27 protein-coding genes are annotated in these 23,547 nt (G+C 64.8%); 9 read left to right on the top strand and 18 right to left on the bottom strand.

All coding sequences use genetic code 11. From position 1 onward, the window contains the following. Positions 1 to 77: 77 nt before the first annotated feature. The 9 genes from AC07TY_RS06175 to AC07TY_RS06135 all read right to left on the bottom strand — a co-directional run bounded on the left by AC07TY_RS06175 (position 78) and on the right by AC07TY_RS06135 (position 9,017). Positions 78 to 320 carry a hypothetical protein gene (locus tag AC07TY_RS06175; protein ID WP_123944932.1) on the bottom strand — a complete coding sequence of 81 codons (243 nt, stop codon included), beginning with the start codon at positions 318 to 320 and terminating at the stop codon, positions 78 to 80. A 281-nt stretch (positions 321 to 601) separates the two neighbouring features. After that, on the bottom strand, positions 602 to 1,024 hold the full coding sequence (locus AC07TY_RS06170) for a VOC family protein (protein WP_123944934.1): 423 nt from the start codon (positions 1,022 to 1,024) through the stop codon (positions 602 to 604). A gap of 101 nt (positions 1,025 to 1,125) precedes the next feature. Continuing rightward, a complete protein-coding gene (locus AC07TY_RS06165) occupies positions 1,126 to 1,542 on the bottom strand; it encodes a cytochrome c oxidase subunit 4 (RefSeq protein ID WP_494784707.1) in 417 nt (138 codons plus the stop codon). Continuing rightward, on the bottom strand, positions 1,539 to 3,269 hold the full coding sequence (ctaD, locus tag AC07TY_RS06160; protein WP_494784706.1) for an aa3-type cytochrome oxidase subunit I: 1,731 nt from the start codon (positions 3,267 to 3,269) through the stop codon (positions 1,539 to 1,541). Before ctaD ends, AC07TY_RS06165 begins: the two co-directional genes overlap by 4 nt. Before the next feature lie 155 nt (positions 3,270 to 3,424). Further along, a complete protein-coding gene (locus AC07TY_RS06155) occupies positions 3,425 to 4,720 on the bottom strand; it encodes a dihydrolipoamide acetyltransferase family protein (protein WP_494784705.1) in 1,296 nt (431 codons plus the stop codon). Beyond that, the gene (locus AC07TY_RS06150; RefSeq protein ID WP_494785043.1) at positions 4,717 to 5,721 is read right to left on the bottom strand and encodes an alpha-ketoacid dehydrogenase subunit beta; all 1,005 of its coding nucleotides are present in this window, start codon (positions 5,719 to 5,721) and stop codon (positions 4,717 to 4,719) included. The genes AC07TY_RS06155 and AC07TY_RS06150 overlap by 4 nt, the downstream gene beginning before the upstream one ends. A gap of 5 nt (positions 5,722 to 5,726) precedes the next feature. Further along, on the bottom strand, positions 5,727 to 6,839 hold the full coding sequence (gene pdhA, locus AC07TY_RS06145; RefSeq protein ID WP_494784704.1) for a pyruvate dehydrogenase (acetyl-transferring) E1 component subunit alpha: 1,113 nt from the start codon (positions 6,837 to 6,839) through the stop codon (positions 5,727 to 5,729). A 40-nt stretch (positions 6,840 to 6,879) separates the two neighbouring features. Continuing rightward, on the bottom strand, positions 6,880 to 8,037 hold the full coding sequence (locus AC07TY_RS06140; protein ID WP_494784703.1) for a TDT family transporter: 1,158 nt from the start codon (positions 8,035 to 8,037) through the stop codon (positions 6,880 to 6,882). 74 nt (positions 8,038 to 8,111) lie between these two features. Continuing rightward, positions 8,112 to 9,017 carry a LysR family transcriptional regulator gene (locus AC07TY_RS06135; RefSeq protein WP_494784702.1) on the bottom strand — a complete coding sequence of 302 codons (906 nt, stop codon included), beginning with the start codon at positions 9,015 to 9,017 and terminating at the stop codon, positions 8,112 to 8,114. A 135-nt stretch (positions 9,018 to 9,152) separates the two neighbouring features. On the opposite strand from AC07TY_RS06135, the gene AC07TY_RS06130 reads away from it, so the two are divergent. Beyond that, positions 9,153 to 10,163 (top strand): GDP-mannose 4,6-dehydratase, encoded by a 1,011-nt coding sequence (locus AC07TY_RS06130; protein ID WP_494784701.1) that lies wholly within the window; start codon positions 9,153 to 9,155, stop codon positions 10,161 to 10,163. A gap of 18 nt (positions 10,164 to 10,181) precedes the next feature. Here AC07TY_RS06130 and AC07TY_RS06125 read toward each other — a convergent pair whose 3' ends face one another. Then, positions 10,182 to 10,733 (bottom strand): uracil-DNA glycosylase family protein, encoded by a 552-nt coding sequence (locus AC07TY_RS06125; protein ID WP_494784700.1) that lies wholly within the window; start codon positions 10,731 to 10,733, stop codon positions 10,182 to 10,184. Between the two features lie 93 nt (positions 10,734 to 10,826). Here AC07TY_RS06125 and AC07TY_RS06120 point away from each other — a divergent pair, with 93 nt between their 5' ends. Further along, entirely contained in the window at positions 10,827 to 11,258 is a 432-nt protein-coding gene (locus AC07TY_RS06120) for a hypothetical protein (protein ID WP_494784699.1), read from the top strand. 61 nt (positions 11,259 to 11,319) lie between these two features. On the opposite strand, the gene lgt is transcribed toward AC07TY_RS06120, so the two are convergent. The 4 genes from lgt to AC07TY_RS06100 form a co-directional block, all read right to left on the bottom strand. Beyond that, positions 11,320 to 12,210: a prolipoprotein diacylglyceryl transferase gene (lgt, locus tag AC07TY_RS06115; protein ID WP_123944954.1), complete on the bottom strand. Its 891-nt coding sequence runs from the start codon at positions 12,208 to 12,210 to the stop codon at positions 11,320 to 11,322. A gap of 58 nt (positions 12,211 to 12,268) precedes the next feature. Next, the gene (locus tag AC07TY_RS06110) at positions 12,269 to 12,577 is read right to left on the bottom strand and encodes a hypothetical protein (RefSeq protein ID WP_494784698.1); all 309 of its coding nucleotides are present in this window, start codon (positions 12,575 to 12,577) and stop codon (positions 12,269 to 12,271) included. 91 nt (positions 12,578 to 12,668) lie between these two features. Continuing rightward, positions 12,669 to 13,370: a hypothetical protein gene (locus tag AC07TY_RS06105; protein ID WP_494784697.1), complete on the bottom strand. Its 702-nt coding sequence runs from the start codon at positions 13,368 to 13,370 to the stop codon at positions 12,669 to 12,671. Next, entirely contained in the window at positions 13,367 to 13,873 is a 507-nt protein-coding gene (locus AC07TY_RS06100; protein ID WP_494784696.1) for a sigma-70 family RNA polymerase sigma factor, read from the bottom strand. Before AC07TY_RS06100 ends, AC07TY_RS06105 begins: the two co-directional genes overlap by 4 nt. A 175-nt stretch (positions 13,874 to 14,048) precedes the next feature. Here AC07TY_RS06100 and AC07TY_RS06095 point away from each other — a divergent pair, with 175 nt between their 5' ends. Further along, on the top strand, positions 14,049 to 14,744 hold the full coding sequence (locus AC07TY_RS06095) for a hypothetical protein (protein WP_123944962.1): 696 nt from the start codon (positions 14,049 to 14,051) through the stop codon (positions 14,742 to 14,744). A 579-nt stretch (positions 14,745 to 15,323) separates the two neighbouring features. Here the strand turns inward: AC07TY_RS06095 and AC07TY_RS06090 are convergent. Next, complete coding sequence (locus AC07TY_RS06090) at positions 15,324 to 16,406, bottom strand: sulfite oxidase (RefSeq protein WP_494784695.1); 1,083 nt, start codon at positions 16,404 to 16,406, stop codon at positions 15,324 to 15,326. A 274-nt stretch (positions 16,407 to 16,680) separates the two neighbouring features. Here AC07TY_RS06090 and AC07TY_RS06085 point away from each other — a divergent pair, with 274 nt between their 5' ends. The 6 genes from AC07TY_RS06085 to eno all read left to right on the top strand — a co-directional run bounded on the left by AC07TY_RS06085 (position 16,681) and on the right by eno (position 20,708). Continuing rightward, positions 16,681 to 17,187 (top strand): universal stress protein, encoded by a 507-nt coding sequence (locus AC07TY_RS06085; protein ID WP_494784694.1) that lies wholly within the window; start codon positions 16,681 to 16,683, stop codon positions 17,185 to 17,187. Beyond that, positions 17,184 to 17,927: a 2,3-bisphosphoglycerate-dependent phosphoglycerate mutase gene (locus AC07TY_RS06080; protein ID WP_494784693.1), complete on the top strand. Its 744-nt coding sequence runs from the start codon at positions 17,184 to 17,186 to the stop codon at positions 17,925 to 17,927. Before AC07TY_RS06085 ends, AC07TY_RS06080 begins: the two co-directional genes overlap by 4 nt. Then, positions 17,924 to 18,436 carry a CrcB family protein gene (locus AC07TY_RS06075; RefSeq protein WP_494784692.1) on the top strand — a complete coding sequence of 171 codons (513 nt, stop codon included), beginning with the start codon at positions 17,924 to 17,926 and terminating at the stop codon, positions 18,434 to 18,436. The genes AC07TY_RS06080 and AC07TY_RS06075 overlap by 4 nt, the downstream gene beginning before the upstream one ends. Further along, positions 18,433 to 18,804 (top strand): fluoride efflux transporter FluC, encoded by a 372-nt coding sequence (locus AC07TY_RS06070; protein WP_494784691.1) that lies wholly within the window; start codon positions 18,433 to 18,435, stop codon positions 18,802 to 18,804. Before AC07TY_RS06075 ends, AC07TY_RS06070 begins: the two co-directional genes overlap by 4 nt. Positions 18,805 to 18,824: 20 nt before the next feature. Further along, positions 18,825 to 19,310: an inorganic diphosphatase gene (locus tag AC07TY_RS06065; protein ID WP_494784690.1), complete on the top strand. Its 486-nt coding sequence runs from the start codon at positions 18,825 to 18,827 to the stop codon at positions 19,308 to 19,310. A gap of 63 nt (positions 19,311 to 19,373) precedes the next feature. Then, the gene (gene eno, locus AC07TY_RS06060; RefSeq protein ID WP_494784689.1) at positions 19,374 to 20,708 is read left to right on the top strand and encodes a phosphopyruvate hydratase; all 1,335 of its coding nucleotides are present in this window, start codon (positions 19,374 to 19,376) and stop codon (positions 20,706 to 20,708) included. A 256-nt stretch (positions 20,709 to 20,964) separates the two neighbouring features. Here eno and AC07TY_RS06055 read toward each other — a convergent pair whose 3' ends face one another. From AC07TY_RS06055 to AC07TY_RS06045, 3 genes are read right to left on the bottom strand one after another with little or no spacing between them, the layout of a single operon-like run. Then, positions 20,965 to 21,357, bottom strand: a complete 393-nt coding sequence (locus AC07TY_RS06055; RefSeq protein WP_494784688.1) for an arsenate-mycothiol transferase ArsC — start codon at positions 21,355 to 21,357, stop codon at positions 20,965 to 20,967. Continuing rightward, on the bottom strand, positions 21,354 to 22,736 hold the full coding sequence (locus AC07TY_RS06050; protein WP_494784687.1) for an FAD-dependent oxidoreductase: 1,383 nt from the start codon (positions 22,734 to 22,736) through the stop codon (positions 21,354 to 21,356). The genes AC07TY_RS06055 and AC07TY_RS06050 overlap by 4 nt, the downstream gene beginning before the upstream one ends. A gap of 20 nt (positions 22,737 to 22,756) precedes the next feature. Further along, complete coding sequence (locus tag AC07TY_RS06045; RefSeq protein WP_494784686.1) at positions 22,757 to 23,506, bottom strand: aquaporin; 750 nt, start codon at positions 23,504 to 23,506, stop codon at positions 22,757 to 22,759. Positions 23,507 to 23,547 lie beyond the last annotated feature (41 nt).

Below are 23,547 nucleotides of genomic sequence, written 5' to 3'. Positions count from 1 at the left end.
TCGAAGGGATATGGGACGACGTTGCTGACATAGATAGAGCCGCCGCCTGGGACGCGGCCACTGGTTGTCGCTACGCTTCAAAAATGCGAGCCGAAGTCGCTATCGCCAACCCCAGGTTGAACGATGGAACCGTCGTTGATCTCCCTGACCGCGGGGTGGTCCTGATCGTCGGTCCCAACAACGCCGGCAAGAGTCAGTTCCTGCGAGACGTGGCCAAACTTGTCTCGAGCCCTGCGGAGACCGCAGTAGTGGTTGTTGGCGCCTGAATACAGCGAATTGGAGCCGCTGAAGACTTGAGGGCGACCCTCGAAGACGATCACTCGGTCATCCATGCCCAGGGTGGCGAGGCCTCTGTCGATCGGAGAACATCGACTTGGGGTCCCCGTTCTCCCGCTCCCGGGTGAGGGAATCTCCTCGCTCCAGCAACAGTATTTCTCTCGCCGGTCTTCGCTAACTCCCGCCTTAGTTCCGCCGCCGATGTCGATCACGTCGTAGTGGTCACTTGCGGGAGCTGTCGTCACTTGTCATGCGGGTCCCTGTCGCTCAGGTGCGGTGCAGAAACGTCCTAACGCGGTGCTGCGGTGGACGGACGTTTTGGTTTTCAGGTGAAGAGTCTGCTGTCGATGACAGTTCGCGGTTTCAGGTGCGGTCCCGGGTAGCAGAGGATGAGGCGGATCTGGTCCGGGTCGTGCCCTTCGACGAAGGTGACCCCGTCGGTGACGTGACGATCGACGAAGTTGCCTCCCTGGGCGTTCCCACGAAGGAGTTGTTCGAACTGATCGAGGGAGTCAGCCGTGTCCGCGGCCCACATGAGGTGGTGCGTGCCGACTCCGAGACTGGCATGCCGGGCCCGGTGGCCGGCACTGATGAGAAAAAGTTGAAACCCCATCGGCGACGCCAACAAAATGGCGTCAGCTTCTCGGACGGTGACCTTCCACCCCATGAGATCCCTGTAGAACTGCGCAGACCGTTCTACATTCCCCACGAAGAGAACACAGGAGGCGATTTCTGCGCGAGGGGTCATTTCTGGGGCTGTCCAATCCGTGTCCGAGATGCAGGGTCGTTTCTTTATCTGTTGTTGCCGGTGCCCGCTCCAGGGCGTGCGGAGAGCGGCCGAGAGGGAGTTCAGTGCTGGTAGTGGCCGCGGTAGTTTTCGAATACCCACCCGACAAGGGTGACGGCGACGACGGCGCCGCCGATGAAGCAGATCCAGACGCCGACGGCGAGGCCGAGGAAGCAGAGGGTACAGCCGGCCGCGAGAGCGATGGGCCACCAGCTGTAGGGGTTGAAGAATCCGATTTCAGGGTCGCCGTCGTCGATCTCAGCGTCCAGTCGGTCTTCGGAGAGTTCCCCGGTTTGGGCAGCATGGGACCGGTTGAGATAGAAAGCCAGAAAGACGGCCATGATCGTAGCAAGGCCTAGAAATACTGTCCCGGCCCATTCCACCTGTCCGGTGGAGATGAGGTTCCACGCGGTGTATGCGGCGGTGACGACGGCCAAGAATATGCCGATGATGGTGAAAATATTGGCGTTGATTTTCATGCGTCTGCTGCTTTCAAATGTTCTTCGGAATCGGGGACGTCTTTGATCGGTCCGATGCCTTTTTGGGGTCCGGCTTCGGGGTGGTTGAGGTCGAAGGCGGGGGACTCGGAGCGGATGCGGGGGATCGTGGTGAAGTTGTGCCGCGGCGGCGGGCAGGAGGTTGCCCACTCGAGCGAGCGGCCGTAGCCCCAGGGGTCGTTCACGGCAACCTTGGGTGCGGAGCGGGCGGTGATGTAGACGTTGTACAGGAACGGCAGCATCGAGATGCCAAGCAGCATGGACCCGGTCGTGGACAGCTGGTTCAACCAAGTGAACCCATCGGAGGGTTGATAGGTGGCGTACCGACGGGGCATCCCTTCGACGCCGAGCCAGTGCTGGATCAGGAACGTGGTGTGGAAGCCGATGAACAGAAGCCAGAAGTGGATCTTGCCGAGCCGCTCGTTCAGCATCCGGCCGGTCCATTTTGGCCACCAGAGGTAGAAGCCGGCGAACATCGCGAACACGACGGTGCCGAAGACGACGTAGTGGAAGTGCGCCACGACGAAGTAGGAGTCGGAGACGTGGAAATCCAGAGGTGGAGAGGACAAGATCACGCCGGTCAACCCGCCGAAGGTGAAAGTGATGAGGAACCCGACGGCCCACAGCATCGGCGTCTCGAAGGTGATGGATCCCTTCCACATCGTGCCGACCCAGTTGAAGATCTTCACCCCGGTCGGCACGGCAATGAGCATCGTCATCAGCGAGAAGAACGGAAGGAGGACGGACCCCGTGACGTACATGTGGTGCGCCCACACCGTGACGGACAAAGCGGCGATGGCGATGGTCGCATAAACCAGGGTCTTGTACCCGAAGATCGGTTTGCGGCTGAAGATCGGGAGGGTCTCGGAGATGATCCCGAAAAACGGGAGGGCAATGATGTAGACCTCGGGGTGGCCGAAGAACCAGAACATGTGTTGCCAGAGAAGGGCGCCCCCGTTGGCGGGGTTGAACACGTTCGCGTCGAACACCCGGTCAAAGCCCAACCCGAAAAGGCCCGCGGCGAGGACCGGGAACGCCATCAGGATCAGGATCGAGGTGATCAGGGTGGTCCAGGTGAATTGCGACATCCGGAACATGGTCATCCCGGGGGCGCGCATGGTGATGATGGTGGTGATGAAGTTCACCGCGCCGAGGATGGTGGAAAATCCGGTGAGCGCAAGGCCGAAGACCCACAGGTTCCCGCCGAGCCCTGGAGTGAATGTCGTGTCGGATAACGGTGCGTAGGCAAACCAACCGAAGGAGGCGGCTCCTTGCGGGGTGAGGAAGCCACTCAGGACGACGATCGCGCCGAACAGGTACAGCCAGTACGCGAAACCATTCAGCCGAGGGAACGCAACGTCGGGGGCCCCGATCTGCAACGGCATCAACGCGTTGGCGAACCCGGAGAAGAGAGGGGTGGCGAACAGCAGCAGCATGATCGTGCCGTGCATGGTGAACAGCTGGTTGTACTGCTCCTTCGTCGCCACCACCGACAGGCCCGGTTCGAATAGTTGGGCGCGGATGACGAGGGCCATGACCCCGCCGATGAGGAACATCAGGAACGAGGTGATCAAATAGAGAGCACCGATCGTCTTATGGTCGGTGGTCGTCACCCAACGAACGACTACGTTCCCCTTCCGACCGACTCGCGTCGTGACGAAACGCTTCTCTGTCGTGCCTGTGCTCGGCCGTGTCGCTTCGGTGGTCATGGTGTCAGCAATCGCAGGTGAGGTGTGGGGTGTGGCACGGCAGCTGCCCTTCGTGGGTGACGTGGCTGGTGGGACGGATGCAGGCTCGGATGCGACTCCGAGAAAACGCTACGGCCACGACAGGAAAGGGGCAAACAACTGCTCCTTGTCGGCGGTTAGGCGAGGATGGTCCAGGGGTTCTCGATGAGACCGGTGAGGGTGGCGAGGAACGAGGCGGCGAGGGCGCCGTCGATGACGCGGTGGTCGGCGGAGAGCGTGTAGCGAAGATGATGCCGGGCCGCGATCACACCGTCGTGTACGGACGGTTCTAGGATGGCGCTTCCGACGGCGAGGATGGCTGCCTCGGGCGGGTTGATGACGGCGGTGAAGTGTTCCACCCCGAACATTCCCAAGTTGCTGATGGTGAACGTGCCGCCGCTCATCTGCTGGAGAGTGAGCTGTTTGTTGTGGGCGAGGGACACGAGTTGTCGAGTCTCGGAAGCGAGCTGCGTGACGGTTTTCTGATCGGCGTCAGGGATGACTGGGACGACGAGTCCTCCGGTCGCAGCCACGGCGACACCGATATTGATGCGGTGGTGGACAAGCATGCTGGCGGAGTCATCGCCTATGGACACGTTGACATCCGGGTGCTGATGGAGGGCGAGCGCGACGGCCCGGATCAGGAAGTCGTTGAGACTGACCTTCGACCTTCCCGCGTCCAGGAGACGCGCGTTCACGTCGCTTCGGAGTTGCACGAGGAGTTCGGCGTCGGCGACGGCCGTGACGTAGAAGTGCGGGATGGTTTGCGCACTGTCGCTGAGGCGTTTCGCGATGACGCGCCGTGTGGAAGACAGGGGTACTCGTTGGGACTGGCGAATGTCGGCGGTAGGGGGGACGGCGAGGGCTCGTTGAGCAGTACCCGAGGCGCCTGCGTCTGCCGTTTTTTCCCTGGCCGAAATTTCCGGCAGGGGCTTGTGCTCGAGCAGGGGTTCGAGGTCGTGCCGGATGATTCTCCCGCCCGGTCCCGTGCCGGTGACGTCCGTGAGGTCGAGGTGATGGTCGCGGGCGAGTTTCCTCGCGAGCGGCGACGCGAAGGAACGTGGCCCTGTCGGGGCGGCCTCGGCTAACGGGGTGGGGGTAGGCGTTCGGGTGGCGTCCTCCTGCGGCGAATACGGCGCTGCGGTGTCTTCCTCGGCGGGCCCGCTGGTTACGGTGGGGTCGATGTCGGGATCCCCCTGGCCGTCGTCGAGAACGGCGATGGGGGTGCCGATCGCGACGAGATCGCCTTCGGTGACGAGGATCTGCTTGAGGGTGCCGCTGTCGTAGGCCTCGTATTCCATCGTGGCTTTGTCGGTTTCGATCTCCACGAGGATGTCGCCCGCGTCGACGTGGTCGCCGGGGTGCTTGTGCCAGGTGGCAATCGCACCCTCTTCCATGGTGTCCGAGAGGCGGGGCATGGTGATCTGGATCATGACATCTCTTTCTGCGGGCGCCGGTAGCCGACGGCATCGAGTGTCTGGTGGATGGCGCCGATGATGTCGTCAACCGATGGGAGGGCGGCGGATTCCAACGATTTCGCGTAGGGCAAGGGCACTTCGGCCATCGCGACCCGCCGGACGGGGGCGTCGAGATAGTCGAAGGCGCCATCGGAGATGCTCGCCGCGACCTCCGCTCCGATCCCGTAGGTCAACCAGTCGTCTTCGACGATGACTGCGGCATGCGTTTTCTTGACCGATGCGATGACGGTGTCCCGGTCCAGGGGGCGGAGGCTTCGGAGGTCGATGACTTCAATATCGAGCCCTTCCCGGTCGGCGAGGTCGGAGGCGACCTCGGCTGCGACGTGTGCCATGCGGGAATATCCGATGAGAGTAATGTCGCTGCCTTCCCGAGTCACTGCCGCCTGTCCGATCTGGGCTGGCTCGTTGGTATCGGGGACGTCACCTTGCGTGTTGTAGAGGGCAAGGTTTTCTAGGAACAGCACGGGGTCGTCGTCCCGGATTGCCGCCAAAAGCAATGCTTTTGCGTCAGCGGGTGTGCTGGGTGCGACGACTTTCATCCCGGGAACGAATGCGTAGTACAGCTCGACGTTCTGGGAGTGAGTGGCTCCGAGTTGCTGTCCCCCGCCTCCTGGGGTTCGGATGACGAGGGGGACACGGGCCTGGCCGCCGAACATGCCGTAGATCTTGGCGGCGTGGTTGACGATTTGGTCGAGGGCTAGGAGTGAGAAGTTGATGGTCATGATCTCCACGACCGGGCGGAGGCCAAGCATGGCAGCTCCGATGGCGGCGCCGGTGAAGCCTTCTTCAGCAATCGGGGTGTCTCGGACTCGTTTTTCGCCGAATTCTTGCAGAAGACCAGCCGTGATCTTGTAGGAACCTTCGAAGATCCCGATTTCTTCTCCGAGGAGGAGGACATCTTTGTCTCGGAGCATTTCGTTGCGCAGGGTGTCGTGCAGTGCCTGCCGGTAGGTCATGAGTGTCACTTAGTCGCTCCTGATGTCAAGAACGGCTCTGCGGGAAAAAGGGGTTCCCCCGGGAGTCGGCGAGAGTCGTTGGGTACCGGGGTGGCGAAGGTGTAGTCGAACAACGTCGAGATATCTGGGGCGGGACTTTGTTCGGCAAATTCGACCGCATCGACGACGCGCTTCACGGCGTCGGAGTCAATCTGTTCCAGTGCTGACTGGTCGATATTCCCTTCCGCAAGCAGTCGGGCGGCGAAGGTGTGCACGGGGTCGTTCTCCGCCAATAGGGCGACTTCATCTGCGGATCGGTAGTTGGCGGGGTCGACGACGGAGTGGCCGCGGAGTCGCTCCGTGACGACCTCAAGAAGGTACGGGTGGCCCCGCCGAGCGGTGTCGACGGCTCGTTTCGCGGCTTCGAAGACGGCTAGGGGATCTAGGCCATCGACCCGCTCCGCGGCCATTCTGTAGGCCGCGGCCCGTTTATACAGCTCTGGTTCCGAGGACGATTTCTGTACGGTGGTCCCCATGCCGAGCCCGTTGTTGATGATGACGTAGACGATCGGGAGTTTCCACAGCGCGGCGATATTCAACGACTCGTGGAACGCTCCGATGTTGGTGGTTCCGTCACCCATCGTGCACAACACCACTTCGGTGCCGCTGCGATAGTCGATAGCGAGGGCCGCACCTGTGGCCAGGGGGATTTGGCCACCCACGATGCCGTATCCGCCGAGAAGTCGTTGCGTGACGTCGAACATGTGCATGGATCCGCCCCAGCCTTTGGAGACTCCATCGACTCGCCCGAACAGTTCGGCCATCACTCGTCGCGGTTCGATACCCCGAGTGATGGCGTAACCGTGCTCGCGATAATTCGTGAACAGGTAATCGCTGGGTTTGAGGGCTGCGAGGAGACCGACGACGGCGGCTTCTTCGCCAAGGTTCAGATGGCAGTAACCGCCGATCAACGCTTGGGTATACCCGCGAGCGGCCCGCTCCTCGAAGCGGCGGATCAAGACCATCTGCCGGTAGAACGCCAGCTCCCGATCGACCCCATCGGCCAAGTCAGCCTCGCGCAGCACTGGCGGTATCAATGGCACGGGCCGCTTGCGCGAAGGCCTGGATTTTTCAGTCATGAGTCGTCCCTCTGTGCGTCGGTCGCTTTTGTGGCGGAGGTCAAGCGATTGCCTGAGGCGGTGCGAGGAGGGTGCCGCGGATGACGCTGCCGTGGAAGGTGCGGATGGCGACGGTGATCCACGCGGCGACGAGGCCGGCGTAGAAGACGCACGCGAGGACCTGGACGGCGATGAGGCCGGTGTGGAGGGCCAGTCCGCTGAAACCGGTGACGCAGGTTCCGACGGGGAACGTGAAGGACCACCAGGTGAGTGAGAACGGGAGTTTCTCCCGGGCGGTGCGGATCGTGATGAGAAGCGCGAGAGCGGTCCACATGAGGGCGAAGCCGAGCATCGGGACGCCGTAGATCATCCCGAAGGTGAGCAGCACATCCGCGATCGCGGGGCTGACGGCGAGGTGGGCGTTACCACCGAGGAGGTTCACGGCCGTGATCGACTGCCCGACGGGTCCGAGGACGATCCACAGGGTCGGGACCATGGCGGCGGGTCCGACTTTGTGTTGGGTGAGACGGGACCAGATGAGGGTGATCACGACGAGGGACGACACCAGCGCCAACCCGAACATGGCGTAGCACGCCCACAGCAGGGTTTCTCGGGGCTGACCGGCGGAAACGTAGGGGATCAGGAGGGCGCCGGTGGAGGCGGACACCATCGGGGGGACGATCGGCATCAGCCACCCCCCGAACGCACTGTCAGGTTTGGTTTCGTGCCGGGTGAAGGTCAGGTAGGGGACGGCGATCGCGGTAACGAGGCCCATCGCCGTCCCGAGCGACCACAGCACCCAGTCGATTCCGATGGCCGCCGGGAGGCCAATGACGTCTTTGCCGAGGAGGAGAGTGCCGGCGCCGACGGTGAGGAACGCCATCGCGGGGGCGCCATAGAAGTGGGAGATGACGGGATTCAGGTGGTGCTTTTTCGCGGTGTCGCGGTAAAACACCCAGTGCAGGACGGTCGCGACGGTGAGGGCCACCAGGACGACGCTGGCGATGGCCCAGACAACAGTGCCGAAAACCCGCAGGCCCGGGAACTGCAAGGGCAGGCTCGCGGCCGCGTTGGCAACGATGCCGGTGCCCATGATCGAGGCGAACCAGTTCGGGGTCAGGTTCGACACGATATGCCCGGGTCGTTCAAGTTCCCGGAAAAGCCGCCGTCCGGGGTGAGAGGTGGCGTGTGCGGCGGAGCGGCCTGCGGTGGTGGTCATGAATGAAGCGTCCTCCCCTGGGAACCTCTTCCGCTACACCCACCTGGTTGTCAAATGACAACAAATGGTTGTGTCTAGTCGCGGAGGATAGCAAAGAACACCTCGGCCGCAGGCGGTAGCGGGGTTCCTGAGCGCCACAGGGCGGTAAAGGGACGATGCAGGGTGAGGCCCTCGATGGGGACCCGGCGGAGGATACCTCGCATGATGTCGTCTTGCACGGTCGTGGCACTGAGGACGGCGGGGCCGAGACCGCTGGCGACGGCTGCGCGGATAGCGCTGGTGGTGGCAAGGATCGCTGCCGGCTCCGAAAGGGCGATCTCCGGGCGGGCGGTGCCGATGGCGGCCTCGAGGGTCCGCCGGGTCCCGGAACCGGCCTCTCGCGTCACGAGAGCTTCACTGGCAAGTTCCTCTGGTGTCAGTGGGCGCGCACGCCGAGCCCACGGGTGCGAGGGGGCGACCACGATCACGAGCTCATCGATGCGGATCGTCGCGGACGCGAGATCGGCGGGGATGTCCGGGGTTTCAATGAGCCCGACGGCGCTGTGGCCCTCCCGGATCTGGTCAATGACGAACGCACTGTTCCCGGACGTGAGGCGCAGGGACGCGTCGCCGCCCGTACGGTGGCGGAACGCGGCCATCCACTGCGGAATGAATTGCTCCGAGATCGTCTGGCTCGCAGCGACGGTCAGCATGTTTGCGGCTTCCGGCCGGAGTGTTTTCACCGACAGCGCGAATTGGTGCATGGCGGCGAGGTACCCGGCTGACCATTCAGCGATCAACTGCCCACGACTGGAGAGGGTTGACCCTTTCCGCGTGCGGTCCACGAGAGAGAATCCGAGGGCTTCCTCTGCGGCACGGATGCGGGACGACGCGGCCTGCTGAGACATGCCAACCGTCGCTGCCGCTTTTTTGAACGTTCCGGTCTCACCGATGGCCTGGATGATCTGCAACGTCACCAGATCTGGAATCTCCTCACGCATCGCACGCTCCCGTTCTCTTCGCTTCCGGCTGACAAGCCGAAGTTGTCAGTCCACAACGAGATGAGCGTAGCGAGATTCACAGAGCTCCAGTCACACTTGCAACCGTCCGGCCCCTCGACGAAACGGAACCGTTCTATGACCAAGCGCGCGCTCATCACCGGTGTCACCGGGCAAGACGGCATGTACCTCAGCCGGCTCCTGCTGTCGAAGGGGTACGACGTCTACGGGCTCATCCGAGGGCAAAACAATCCCAAACGGGAAATCATCGAGGCATGGGCGCCCGAGGTGAAGATCCTCACCGGCGATCTGCTAGACCAGTCAAGCCTGCTTCGGGCGCTGAATGCGTCCAAACCTGACGAGGTCTACAACCTCGCCGCGATCTCCTTCGTGGCCTACTCGTGGGAAAACGCTCGCGTCACCAGCGAAGTCACCGGACTCGGCGTCCTGAATCTTCTGGAGGCCATTCGCCTTTATTCGGGCGCGGACATGACGAAGGTTCGGTACTACCAGGCATCGTCCTCGGAGATGTTCGGCCGCGTGCAGGAGGTCCCGCAGAAAGAGACCACCCTTCTCTGGCCGCGCTCCCCCTACGGTGTCTCGAAGGTCTTCGGCCACTACATGACGATTAACTACCGCGAGTCCTACGGCCTGCACGCCTCCTCCGGAATCCTCTTCAACCACGAGTCCCCGCTGCGCGGACCGGAATTCGTAACCCGAAAAATCTCCATCGCGGTGGCCCGGATCGCTCTCGGTCTTCAGGACCGGCTGAGCCTGGGCAATCTCGATGCGAAACGCGACTGGGGGTACGCCGGCGACTACGTCGAGCTGATGTGGCGCATGCTGCAACAAGACCTTGCTGACGACTATGTCGTCTCCACGGGGGAAACCCACTCGATCCGCGAGTTCTTGGATATCGCCTTCGGTCATGTCGGCATCGACGACTGGGGCAAGCATGTGTACCAGGACCCGCAGTTCTTCCGCCCTGCCGAGGTCGACCTCCTCATCGGAGACTCGGCCAAAGCCCGACGTGTCCTCGGGTGGACCCCGACGGTGGGTTTCCGTCAGTTGGTCACCGACATGGTCGACGCCGACCTCGCCCGAGAACAAGCAGGGCAGCCCGTCGATACGGTCCCGGCAGGTATGTGACCTGCCCGGACAGGGCGCTCACAGGGCGGCAGCGTGTCGGAGGGCGTTCACTGCGCGCCGGTGCTTCTCCGCGACCCTGGTGGCGTTTGCAGGCGATGGGTGCGGCACCGCGAGGACGGGGACCACCCGTACGTCGTCCGCCAAGGTGAAGTACCGCATGACGCCCGTCAACGCAGGAGTTCCGAACGTGACGATCACCCGCAGCTCCGGGAGGGCCTCGAGCAACTGCCCGAGAGCGGGACGTGCCTGGTCAAGGTCGACCACACCCGGGGAGTGCGGTATCGCCCACGGGATCACGTTCCACCGGAGGTAATGATCCCGCCGAAGCCCCGATTCGACACGGGCAGCACGAAACGCCCTCGCCGTCGGACCCGGGTTGTCTTCACTGCTGATCGCCGCCGCACCCTGCGCGATGGTCGAAGGCCCTGGGCTCTCCATCAACACCAAGACCCGGGACAGGTCCCCGCCAGAGTCCGTATCAAACCCCGGTACGAACCGTTCCGAGCCATCCGCCGGGTGGCGCCACTGCTCCGCCAGAAGGGACAACGACTGCAACCTGGGGGGAATCATGAAGAGAGTCTGCCCAGACATGCACCCCTCGGACCGAATGGTGGCGCAACACGGCTACGAGCCAACAACGACAAGCAAAGGGAGGACATTCTGATGAGCACTGAATTCTGGGACGATTTCGCACGCGAAGCCTTGGTCGCGACCCCGACCGACGGCGGCAGGATCGGCATCAGCGGGACCGCATCACTACAGGTCGTTGCCGACCATCTTGCAAAGGCCTTCCGTCGGATTGGAGTGATGCGCGTAAGTCAGAGCCCCGCCAACCAGGACAGCAGCACGCTGTCCGGGGGAATCAGCATCGTGTTCGGCACCGGGGTTCTTGAACCGGCCTCGAGGGCACGGTTCCACTGGACGCTGTGGGTGGAAACCACCACCGAGCGCAGGCGCGACCGGAATGCCGGCACCAGCGAGGAGGCGCAGCACTACCGGGATATCGATGAACCCAAAAGTGCCGCGTCAGCGATCGTCGACATCCACGACCCGATCCGCCCGGTACGGGACTGGAACGACGCCTGTTCCGTGTAACCCAACCAGGGCTGGCGTTGGCTCGGCGGAATCCGCCCGCACTTGCCCAGCGCCTTGTGGGTCATGTCCGGCTGGCGGGCAGTTGTGCTGGCGTGGTGTCCTCGGCGATGTCGAGATTGTCCGAAGCGGGATCGTTCACGAGTCGCTGTCGGCGGCGGCTGACCAGGATCAGGAGCAGGCCGAGGATGGCCGCGAGGATGGCGACGTCCTCGTTGATCTTGAGTCCGGCGACATACAGTTCGGTCGGATCGTCGCGCATGTATTCCAGGATGGCTCGGGCGAAACCGTACCAGAGGAAGTAGAACCCGGTTGCTTGACCGCGATGCAACGACAGTCTGCGTTCGAGAACGAAGATCAGAAGGAGCGCGCCACCGATGTTCCAGATCATCTCGTAGAGGAACAGGGGTTGGAAGAGTGTGCCGTCTGGCACGCCTGGCGGGTAGGCAGGGCTCGCCGAACTGATCTGCAGACCCCAGGGCAGCGTCGTCGGGTTTCCGTACAGCTCCTGGTTGAAGTAGTTCCCGAACCGGCCGAAGGCTTGAGCAAGAAGCATCCCGGGTGCGAGGGCGTCGGCGAAGGTCAGAAAACGGACGCCGGAGCGCCGGCAGCCGAGGTAGGCGCCGAGAGTGCCGAAGAGGATGGACCCGAAGATCGCCAATCCGCCTTGCCACACGGCCGGGATGCTCCAGAGGTTATCGCCCGGGGCGAAGTAGTCGGTGGGGTGGGTGACGACGTGGTAGAGCCGCCCGCCGACGATCGCGATCGGGATTGCCCAGATGGCGATGTCGATGACTTTTCCCGAAGCGACACCGCGCCGCACGAGGCGTCTGTTCGTGACGAGAACGGCGATGACCATTCCGACAAGGAGGCAGAGGGCGTAGAAGTGCACGGTCAGCGGCCCCAGTTGGATGTAGCTGATCGGCGGTGACGGGATCCCTGCTGCGGTCACCATCTGGACCGCTGCCCTCGTTGCAGCAATCGATGCCCGGGCCTGATTGTCGTCTTTTCTCTCACGGGTGTGCCTGGAACGCCTCGACCAGAGCCGGGACGGTGGGAAGGCCCGACAAACCTTGATCGGAGGAAAAGACGCGGCATGCGATCTGCGTCGTTCGCCCACCCGTGGGGAACGCGTCGACCCCGCCGATGAGGATGGTGGGCGATCCGGCGAACGGAACTGCGGCCGCCTCGGCGCTGGTGCGTAGGAGCCGTGCTGTCATGGACGCGTCGGCGCGCTGGAGCATAGCTGACGCCTGGTGGACGCGGGTCTCAGCGTCGACCCAGTTCGGGCACTGCTCTATGTGGAGGATCTCAACGCGCATGCTTCAGTATCCCTCCGCCAAGGCCCCACCCCGGATTCGCGGCTGCGGGCCGCAGGGCACCTGGTTCGTCGCGGGCGGCCGCTGCGGACAGTCAGGGGCGTGTGGAGGCGAGCAGCAGATCGGTTTTCGCGTCCCGGATTTCGACTCGGCTGATTTGATCGAGGGGAATCCCTGTGGCGGCAGTGATCCCTTTGGCGGTGGATCCTGCTGCGGTCCACGTAGCCGCTGTGGTCTTCGTGCCATTTTTCGCGGTCACGACGAGGTCAAAAGTTTTCGCCGGCGACGCCCATCGCGGCGAATAGGAGCAGTTCACATCGAGGCTGGTACCCCAGGGTTTGCCTGAAGCCACGAGGTCGGCGGTGATCGTGTGTGCGCGTGCGGACGTCATGGACGTGGGAGTCGCGGGCGCCGAGGTGACGCCGGCGCTGGGGAATGCTGTGGGATGGGGGCTGGCGATGAGGACACCGACCAGCAGCGCTGCCGCCGCGACGCCGGAGACTGTTGCAGCGAAACCGGCCCGGAGCAGTCGTCGCCGCTTCCTCATCGCCCGCGCAAGTCCCGGTCCGGGACCGCTACCGGCGGAGGGTGACTCGGAAGGTTCCGTGAGCGCGATCGCCGATGCGAGAGGGAGTCTTTTCAGTAACCCGGGAATACCGGCGATGTCGGACACGTCGGCTGCCCGTTCGGGGTGGTCGGCCAAGTACGTTTCATAAGCGAGCCGATCTTCGGGAGTGAGCGCGCCGAGCACGTACGCGGCGTCCCAGTGGCGAAGATCCTCGTCATCGGGGTTCATGGTGTGACTCCTCGTTCTTGAAGGGCGAGACGTAGTGCCCGCACCGCGTAATGAAGCCTGGATTTGATGGTGCCTTCGGGCACGCCGTATCGCGCGGCGAGTTCCTTGGTGGTCAGGCCAAGGTGATACGCGCCGATCAGTGTGAATCGGTGCTCGTCGGTGAGGGTCTGGATTGCGTCTTCGAGTAGCCAATTCGTCAGGGCTTGTTCCGTGGTGTCACTGACGGCGACGTCCGGGAGGTCTGAGGTGAGTTGCTCATGTCGGGCCCGGGAACTGCGGTGATCGTCCGCAACCAGATTCCGGGCCACGGTGAACAACCATCTCCGCGCCGGGAGGTCTCCTTGCTCAAGTACTTCCGGGTGTCGCCAGAGCCGGAAGAGGGCGTCCTGGACGATGTCCTCTGCAGTGGCGTTGTTCCCGGTGAGCCGGAGGACATAACGGTGCAGCGGCGCCGCATGGACGTCGAGAACGAACCGCAGCACGGCGTCGTGTTCATCGGTCATACCCGCCTCCTCTCTCTGATAACGCTGCGCACCCACCCGGAGTTCATTCGACGCAGACGGTTCTCCTCGACGGTGTTTGCTTTGCGGTGAACCTTCGTCGCTGCCGCGGAGTTGTGGAAGTGGAGGCCTTTCCTTTTTGGCCTCGAACGCCCCCACCGACCGAAGGACCATCCCCATGAGAACCGCAACTCGCCGCATCGTCGCAGCAAGCGTCACCACCGCCGCCCTCGTGACCCTCACCTTGGGTGGCGCCGCAGCCGCCCAAGCATCCAACCCCGGTCACAGCTGGCGCCACCACGACCACGACAGCAGCCCGGTGAGCGTCCGAATCCTCAGCCCGCACCAGGGCGACAGTGCGGGCATCGCCGGCGCCGGGTGGGTCGTTGACCTGTCCCTCACCTACAAGGCAGGCCTGAAAGCGGCCGGGTTCACCGGCCCGCAACTCACCGGACCGGCAGGCCACAACAACATCGCCCCGTTCCCCGGCACCTTCTCTCCTGGAAAGGACGACAAGCTTCCCGGCCTTGTCGTGCTGTCCTCCACCACCACGTCCACCGCCACCGGCTTCTCCGGCCCCGGTACGAACCTTGCCAACCTGTTCAACCTCACCGGTGTCACTAACCGACACGGAACTTCAGCAACCATCCAAGATGACTGGATCGTGGGCGCCCCCATCGCGGGAACCTCGACCACCACCTTGACTGTCGCCGTCGTCAAGGACATCAACAAAGACGGTGTCTACAACGACGCGCCCGCCGTCATCACCGACGCCAACCACGACGGCCAGGTCAATGCCGCCGACCTCACCGCACTCGGCCTTGCATCCCACATCGAGACGGTCACCTTCACCATCAACGGTGCCAGCTCCTGACAGCTGCGCCACACTCACCAGATGCCGACGCCACACCTTCACCGGCTGACACCGCTGGCGGACGCGTGGCGGCACCCCATCACGAGCCCAGGTGAATGGTTCGTCCCCGGATTCGATCCCTGGTCCGGGGGCGAACTTTCTCCCGTGCTCGTTCTGATGCAATCACCGGGACCGGCCACCCTCGCGCAAGGCGCTCACGCGATCTGCAGCGAAGACAACGCCGGCACCGACGCGAAAGCGTTCCGCGCCGCCCGCATCCAATCGGGGCTCCCCCGGCAGAGCTACCTGCGCTGGAACAGCGTCCCCTCGGCACTGCCCCACCATCGACGACCACTGACCTGGAACAACCACGCCCCGCGCTTGTGCAACTGCTGGAAGAGCTCACCGGGCTCCGAGCGATCGTGACATTCGGCGGCCCCGCCTGGACCGGGGTCGGCCAGCAGTGCGAAGGTATCTGCTTTTTCATGACGTCATCTTCAGTCGTGTGGTTCTACCTCAGAAGCGCGCCGCAGCCAGGCGAGAACGGAACCTGCGCAAGCATGCCTTCGCGTCTCGGCAAGACAGCTTCCAGGGTCTGGGTTAGCGGGCGGTGATGATGATTCTTTTCCAGGAGTTGTTCACGTACCCCTTCGGGTTCCAGACATCTTCCGGGTCCGAGGGCTGGAGCGCCCCGGTGGAGTCCCAGGCGCGGACCACTACCTCGTGTGTGCCGGCAGTCAAGTACACGTCGGCGTGCCAGAACTGCCAGGTCCACTCGTTAGTCGGCTCTTCCAGCTGCGTCGACGTCCAGGTGGCTCCTGAGTCGATCGACACGTCGACCCGGCTGACCGCGCGGTCATCGCCCGCATACGCATACCCGTCCAGCCGGAACGTGCCGACGGGCACGTCAACAGTGTCGGGAAGGAAGAACGCAGAGTTGAGGGCGACGGAAGCGAGGGAGAGCCCATCGCCTGGGCCAGCCTTTTTCGGGTCGAATCCCGGTGGAAGGAGCCGATAGGCGGTCGCTTGGAAGTAGTTCGTCGAAGGCTCCGCCTCCAGGTGAATGCGGGTCACCCACTTGACGCTCCGAGCCCCGATGAACCCGGGCACCACAACCCGGACGGGTGCGCCGTGAATCGGAAGGAGCGGTTCGTTGTTCATCTCCCACGCCAAAAGCACCTCCCCGGAAAGGGCTTTGTGCAGCGGAATCGAACTGCCGTAGGACTGCGGTTCATCCGGAATTTGCGACACATCCGGCGCTTCGAAGACGACGTGGCGTGCCTCGGGGAGAACCTCCACGGAGGCGAGGACGTCGGCCAGGCGAACCCCGGTCCAAACGGCGGAGGACGTCGCTCCGGCACCCCACGGAGCTTCGCCTGGGATTTCAGCGACGGAGAACAGTCCCGACCGCAGATTCCCGGCGCACTGCAAGGTCGCGTCAATCGTCACGTGCTCGAAGCGGGACTGGAGGTCCGAAAGGCGGAGCACGATAGGTTGCCCGACCAGGCCGTCGATGGGAAGTTCCCACCCGACGGGATCAATAGTCGGGATCGGGCCATGGTTCCGGGAGTAGAACCGTGTCGTATCCGTGACCCGATCCACCCCGAGCTGGCGCGGGTCAGGTTCGGCGTTAAAAGGGTCGTGCTCGTGCACGATCTGATCCAACCGCTTCGACCACTCCACGATGGTGTCCCCTTCGCTGCTCGACCAGATCTTCGGGCAACTATGTCGTCGAACCCGGATGAGTCAGACGGTACTCCGACGCGGTCCCACGCCGTCGGCAAGCGACCGCCACGAGGAAACCCAGTCGATGTTGAACGCCGTGCGTTCTCCGGGTGCATACTGAGGGAGTCGTCAGACCCGGCAGTGGGGCTTGCCGGACCCAACCTCGACAGTCGTCGACAACAGTCCCTATCTCATACGGCAGCGCTCACGCGCGCCTGAGGTAGGGAACGTGATGACCACACCAACGCACTCGAGCGTGATCGTTGTCGGGCTGCAACCTGGATTCGCGCCCGGCATCATCCAGACAGCGGCCGAATTCGCGCAGCGCTTCGACGCGGCCCTCCTGTGCGTCACGGTCGACGGATCTCTGCTGTCTCTGGGAACCCGTTCGGATGGTTCCGAGATGATCGAGGCGCTGGACCCAGACGCGGGTGACAGCACGCCCCGGGGCCTGTCCGCCGACGAGTCGGCCGCCGTCCGGAACGTTGCCGACACGCACCAGGTTCCGGTGGAGTTCCTTCTCCGGGCAGGGATGCCCGCCCGAGTGTTGGCGGCGGTCGCCGAGGACCGCGACGCAGCCCTGATCGTCGTCGGCACCCACTCCGGCCGGCAACGGATCACGGAGTTCTTCAACGGCTCGGTCGCCGCCCGGCTGGCCCACCAACAACACCGTCCCGTCGTCGTGGTCCCTACGAATCCGGTCGGACTGGACGACCCGCTGCCCTGGGATGCTTCATGACCGGTCAGTTGGTCCTCCTCCGTCACGGAGAGAGCACCGCAAACGCCGAGGGCACTTTCACAGGCCTGCTCGACGTCCAGCTCACCCCGGAGGGCGAGCGGCAAGCCGCCCGGGCAGCGGCACTGCTCCGCGCGAACGGCATCACGCCGACCATCGTCGTCACCTCGACCCTGCAACGTGCGGTCCGAACGGCCGACCTCGTCACCCAGGAGCTCCAGTCGCGCCCGAGGGCGACGAAGCGGTGGGAGCTAAACGAACGCAACTACGGGGCTCTTACCGGGCAGAGCAAAGCGACCGCTCGAGCAGCGCTGGGCGAGGTGGAGTTCACCCGCGTGCGCCGTTCCTTGACCGGGCGGCCACCGAAGATGACGCGCCGGAACTGGTGGGCTCTTCGCCACACACCGGCCCTCCGTGGGCTCCCGCGAAGCGCTGTTCGACGGACGGAGTCACTTGCCGACGTCGTGAGACGGGTCCGCCCGCTCTACGAGACCGACCTGCTGCCGGCGGTGCTGGGTGGGGCGACGGTGTTAGTCGTCGCGCACGGCAACTCCCTCCGGGCGTTGTGCGCCTGCATCGATGACCTCACCGAGAACGAGGTGGGGGCTTTGAATCTGCCGACCGGGCAACCGTTGCGCTACCGGGTCGGTGACGGCGACACGCTGCGCCCGCGGGGTGGCGAGTTCCTGGACCCGACAGCAGACGACGCCGCGGCCCTGGTCGCGGCAGAAGGCGGAACATGACTTCCCGAACGGACACCACGATGCCCGAGAACCAATTTCCCGACGATCCGGATATCGACGTCGGTGACCCGCAGAAGACCATGCGACCGGTGCATCTGCGCTGGCGGTACCTCGGTGTCGTCGCGGTCGGCGGCGCCGTCGGCACGGCAGCCCGCGACCTCCTCAGCTCCGCGTACCCGGCACGCGACGGGGTCAGCTGGTCGATCTTCTGGATCAACGTCGGAGGCGCCCTCCTGCTCGGGGTGCTCCTGGAAGCGCTCGCGCACCGAGGCCCCGACGAAGGCCGCCGCCGCATCCTGCGGCTGCTGCTTGGGACCGGTGTCCTTGGCGGGTTCACCACCTACAGCACCCTCGCCACCACGACCGCCGGCCTGTTCCTGGCCGACCGGGGACTCGCCGCCGCCGGGTACGCCCTCCTGACCGTCCTCACCGGTGCGATCGCGACCGCGGTCGGTCTCACCATCGCCGGCTGGCTCAGGCCTCGCCCCACCTCAGGGAGCGCCTCGTGAGCGCGCTGGCTGTTCTCGCCGTCGCCGCCGGGGGCGGGATCGGTGCCGCGCTGCGGTTCCTGCTGGATGGGAGCATCAACGCCGGCCGACAGTTCCGGCTCCCGGTCGGCACCCTGACGATCAACATCACCGGCTCCCTCCTCCTCGGGCTCATCACCGGCGCTTCCCTGCACCTTGGCGAGTTTACCGTGGCGGTCCTCGGGACCGGGGTCATGGGCGGATACACCACCTTCAGCACCGCCAGCTTCGAGACGATCCGCCTCGCCCGCGGCGGGCGCATCACCGCCGCAGCCGTCAACGGCCTCGGGATGCTCGTCGTCTCCGTCGCCGCGGCGACCGCCGGCATCCTCCTCGGCACCCACCTTTGACCTACGACAGGACCCCGACCATGCACTTCGACGTCACCATCGAGATCCCCCGCGGCAGCGGCAACAAATACGAAGTCGACCACACCACCGGCCGCATCCGGTTGGACCGGGCCGTGTTCACCAGCATGGTGTTCCCCCAGGACTACGGCTCGATCGACGACACCCTCGGCGAAGACGGCGACCCCCTTGACGCCCTCGTGCTCCTGCCGCGCCCGACATTCCCCGGAGTCGTCATCGACGTCCGCCCGATCGGGATGCTCCGCATGGTCGACGAGAACGGCGGCGACGACAAGATCCTCACCGTCCCGAACGGCGACCCCCGCTTCGACCACCTCCGCGACATCATCGACGTCCCCGACGCGACGTTGACGGAGATCGAGCACTTCTTCTCCCACTACAAGGAGATCGAACACGGCAAGCACGTCACCACCAACGGGTGGGCCTCACGCGCCGACGCCGAAGAAGTCATCCGCACGGCACAACAGCAGGCCACCCTGCACACGTAACCGTCACCCCACCGCCCCACACCCGCGGGGCTTCTTGCACTACTTCTCGAACGGATTCCGGCCATGAACGACTACATCAGCAATCTGCACCACTCCCACCGTCAAGGTGAATACGTCACCCTCACCTCCCACCCGGCCTCGATCGCCCAGGTGCGGGGCAGCCGCATCCTGGACTCCCGCGGCTACCCGACGATCCGCGTGCACCTGGAACTGACCGACGGCACACAGGTCACCGGTGACGCCCCCGCGGGCGCCTCGACCGGAGCGCACGAAGCCCGAGAACTCCGAGACGGCGGCGCCCCCTACGGCGGCCGCGACGTCACCCACGCCCTGAACCTCCTCGACACGGAGATCCGGCCCCTGCTCACCGGTAAGTCCTGGGACTCGATCAGCCACGTCGACAACGCCCTGGCAGAGCTGGACGGCACTACCGGGTACGGGCGGCTCGGCGCGAACACGGTCGTCGCGACGTCCATCGCGATGGCTCGGGCATTCGCCTCCGCCGCGCAGCTGCCGCTGTGGCGGTGGATGGCAGAGGCCACCGGCAGCACCCCGCGGCTTCCCGTGCCGCACTTCAACGTCCTCAACGGTGGCGCGCACGCCGCGAACGCGTTGGACTTCCAGGAGTTCATGATCGTCCCCGTGAATGCCGCCACCATCACCGACGCCGTCCGCATCGGAACAGACATCTATCACGCCCTCGCGGCACTTGTCCGGGACCGGTTCGGGTCGCTCGGCCTCGGCGACGAAGGCGGCTTCGCCCCCTCGATCTCAGCTCCCGAAGAAGCCCTCGACCTGCTCGTCACCGCCATTCAGCACGCCGGCTACGAACCCGGCGCTGAAACGGTCGCGATCGCTCTCGACCCGGCTGCGAATGAATTCGCCGCCGGTGGCGGTAGCTACCGGATCGCAGACCGCACCCTCGACCGGGTAGGGACGGTCGCGTACTACGAAGGCCTCGTCAGCTCGTATCCGATTCGGAGCATCGAGGACGGCTTCTCCGAAGACGACCACGACGGGTGGAAAGCGATGTTCACCAGCCTTAGCGACACCATCCAGATCGTCGGCGACGACCTCTACGTCACCGACCCAGCCCGCATCCGAGCCGGCGGCGAAGACGGACTCTCCAACGCGGCGCTCATCAAGCCCAACCAGATCGGCACCGTCTCCCAGACGTTCGACGCCATCGCTGCCGCCCGCACCGCGGGCATGCAGAGCATGGTGTCGCACCGGTCCGGCGAGACCACCGACACCTTCATCGCCGACCTCGTCGTCGGTACCGGAACCGGCCAGATCAAATCCGGCGCGCCCGCCCGCGGAGAACGCGTCGCCAAGTACAACCGGCTCACCGAGATCAGCGACCTCCACCCCGACCTGCCCTACGGCCTGGTCGGCTGAGCCCACAGACGTTCCGGGCGGTTTTGAGCGACCAACCCGGACCGGCACACGCCCAGCGTGCGCAGCAAAGCGGCCAGTTTCCTTAGTCGGCTGGCCGGACGGACGGGTGCCAACCCTTCCATAAGAGTTGGCACCCGTTCCACCCACTTACACTTGCAAGCCGATCTGCACGAGCAGTGGCGGAAATTTCGGCGGGGTCGCGTGGTTACGAATCCCCGATCCTAGGCATCAGCTGCCGCTGTGGCGCCTCCTGGCTTCAGGAGAGGAGGTCCGCATGAACGCGGGCAGCGACGGCGTCCCGGAGGGGGCGGACGGAGTCCACGTCCCAGTTCTCCGGGTTCGGGAAAGACCACTCGAGCACACGGCCTCTGGGCGTACTTGGGAGGTTCAGGCCGGGCTTCATCAGAACGACGACGTCGGCCTCGTCGAGATCCAACGCCGTCACGACGCGCGGTGTCCGTCGACTGATATCCATCCCCAACTCCCCGATACTCGCCGCGACCGCCGGGTTCACTGCCGTGTCGGGTGAGACTCCGGCGGAGGTGACGGTGTAGTCGTCTCCGGCGAGGTGCTCAAGAAGGGCAGCTCCAAGTTGGGAGCGTCCGGCGTTGTGCTGGCAGATGAACAGCACGGTGGGCTTGTTACTCATGCGGTGACCGCCTGACGGTGCTCGCGGGACCACGCCTGGGTCGCGACCTGCACGGCATCCCACGGGGAACCGAGCGGGGGCGTGTAGGAGAGGTCAAGTTCACTCACCTGCTCAACGGTCAAGCCGGCGTGCAGGGCGACGGCGTAGGTGTCGACTCGTTTGGCGGTCTCGGTGCCGAGGCGGCCGACGAGCTGCGCGCCAAGGAGACGCCCGTCGCGGCTGTCTCCGGTGACACGGATCGAGATCGGCTGCGCCCCCGGGTAGTACCGCTTGTGGTCATCCGCGATCGCGGTTGTGCTGACAGGGGCGAACCCGGCCGCTGCGGCTTCGTGCTCGCGGAGCCCGGTGCGGGACGCGACGAGGTCGAACACTTTCACGACCTGCGTGCCGACGGATCCTGCGAACCGGGCAGAACCGCCGAGGGCGTTCTCCCCGGCGACGCGGCCCTGCTTGTGGGCGGTCGTGCCGAGGGGCAGGTAGGTGGTGCCGAGGAGGCGGTGGTGGGTGGTGACCCCGTCGCCGGCCGCAAACACGTCAGGCAGGCCGGTCCGCATGGTGTCGTCGACTTCGATGGCCCGGCCGGCACCGAGGCGGGCGCCGGCGCGCTCGAGGAGATCGGTATTCGGTCGGACGCCGATGACGACGAGGACGACGTCGGCGGTGTGCGTCACCGGTTCGTCGAGATGGGTGGCGGTGACGGTGAGCGTGTCGGCGGTCTTGTCGATTCGGCTGACGGTGGTGTCGGTCAGGACAGTGACGCCGTGGTCGGTCAGTTCGGTGTGGACGAGGGCGCCGAGTTCCGGGTCGAGGGTGGAGAGCACTTCGGGGCCGCGCTGAATCTGCGTGGTGCGTATGCCGCGGACGGTGAACGCTTCGGCCATTTCGAGGCCGACGTAGCCGGCGCCGACGATGATTGCGGTTTCCGGGTTGCGGGTTTCGAGGAACCGGTCGAGGGCGAAGGTGTCGCCCATGGAGTGGATGACGTGCAGTCCGTCGTCGGGCCCCAACGCATCGAGGCCTTCGATGCCGGCGTGGGAGGGGAGGGCGCCGGTGCCCACCATGAGGGCGTCGTAGTCGATGGTGGATTCCGTGCCGTCGAGGGCGCGGACGGCGAGGCGGTGATCTGCGACGTCGATCGACGTCGCGAAGGTCTCCAGCCGGAGATTCATGCCGGTGGCTTCGAGGTCGGCGTGGGTGCGGTGCGCGAGGGACTGCCAGGGCTGCACTTCGCGGGAGAAGAAGTACGGGATGCCGCAGATGGAGAAGTTCGGGTAGGCGTCCGCGACGACGACGGTCACGTCGACGGAGGGGTCGAGTTCGCGGGCGCGGAGGGCGGCGGAGATGCCGGCGTCCGATCCGCCGATGGCAACAAGATGCATGGTAGGGCCTTTCGGGCGGGTCAGGCGGAAGCCTGGTCGAGGTGCGGGACCACGACATCGTCGGCGGACCGAGCGACGTCGGGGTAGAGAACGAGAAGAAGCGCGCAGCCGACAGCGGCGCCGAGCAGCTGCATGCCGATGAAGGCGGGGGCGGAGGCAGGAGCGATGCCGGCGAAGGTGTCGGTGAAGATGCGACCGATGGTCACGGCGGGATTCGCGAACGAGGTAGAGCTGGTGAACCAGTACGCCGCCCCGATGTACGCACCCACTGCCGGAGCAGCCAGCGCCCCGCGACCGGTGCGGGCGAGGGCGATGATCACCAGGATCAGGCCCGCCGTCGCGACGACCTCTCCCAGCAGATGACCACCCGTGGCTCGGTGGGTAGTGGAGATAGCGGTGCGAGTGCCAAACATGGTGTTCGCCAGGACCGCCCCGAGGATCGCCCCGACGACCTGCGCGACGACGTAGGGAAGGACCATCGCTGAGCGGAGCCCGTTGCCGGTTCGACGGCCAAGAGCCCAGTCAGCCAGGGTGACCACCGGATTGAAGTGCGCCCCGGAGATCGGACCGAGCATCAAGATCAGAACTGTCAGGCCGAAGGCAGTGGCGAGGCTGTTTTCCAGCAGTTGCAGCCCGACGTCGTGCGGGCTGAGCTGCTGGGCCATGATCCCAGACCCGACGACAACCGTCACCAGCAGACCCGTCCCGAGCAGCTCCGCCAGCAGGCGGCGGAGGAGGTCGGCTCGGGGAGTGGGGGTCGAGGAGGGCACGTCCACATCTTGACGGCAACTGGGTGCCTCAGTCAAGATTG

The sequence above is a fragment of the Frondihabitans sp. GW821-FHT04F02 genome, from assembly GCF_059420045.1.
This window is presented reverse-complemented; position numbering and strand designations above follow the sequence as displayed.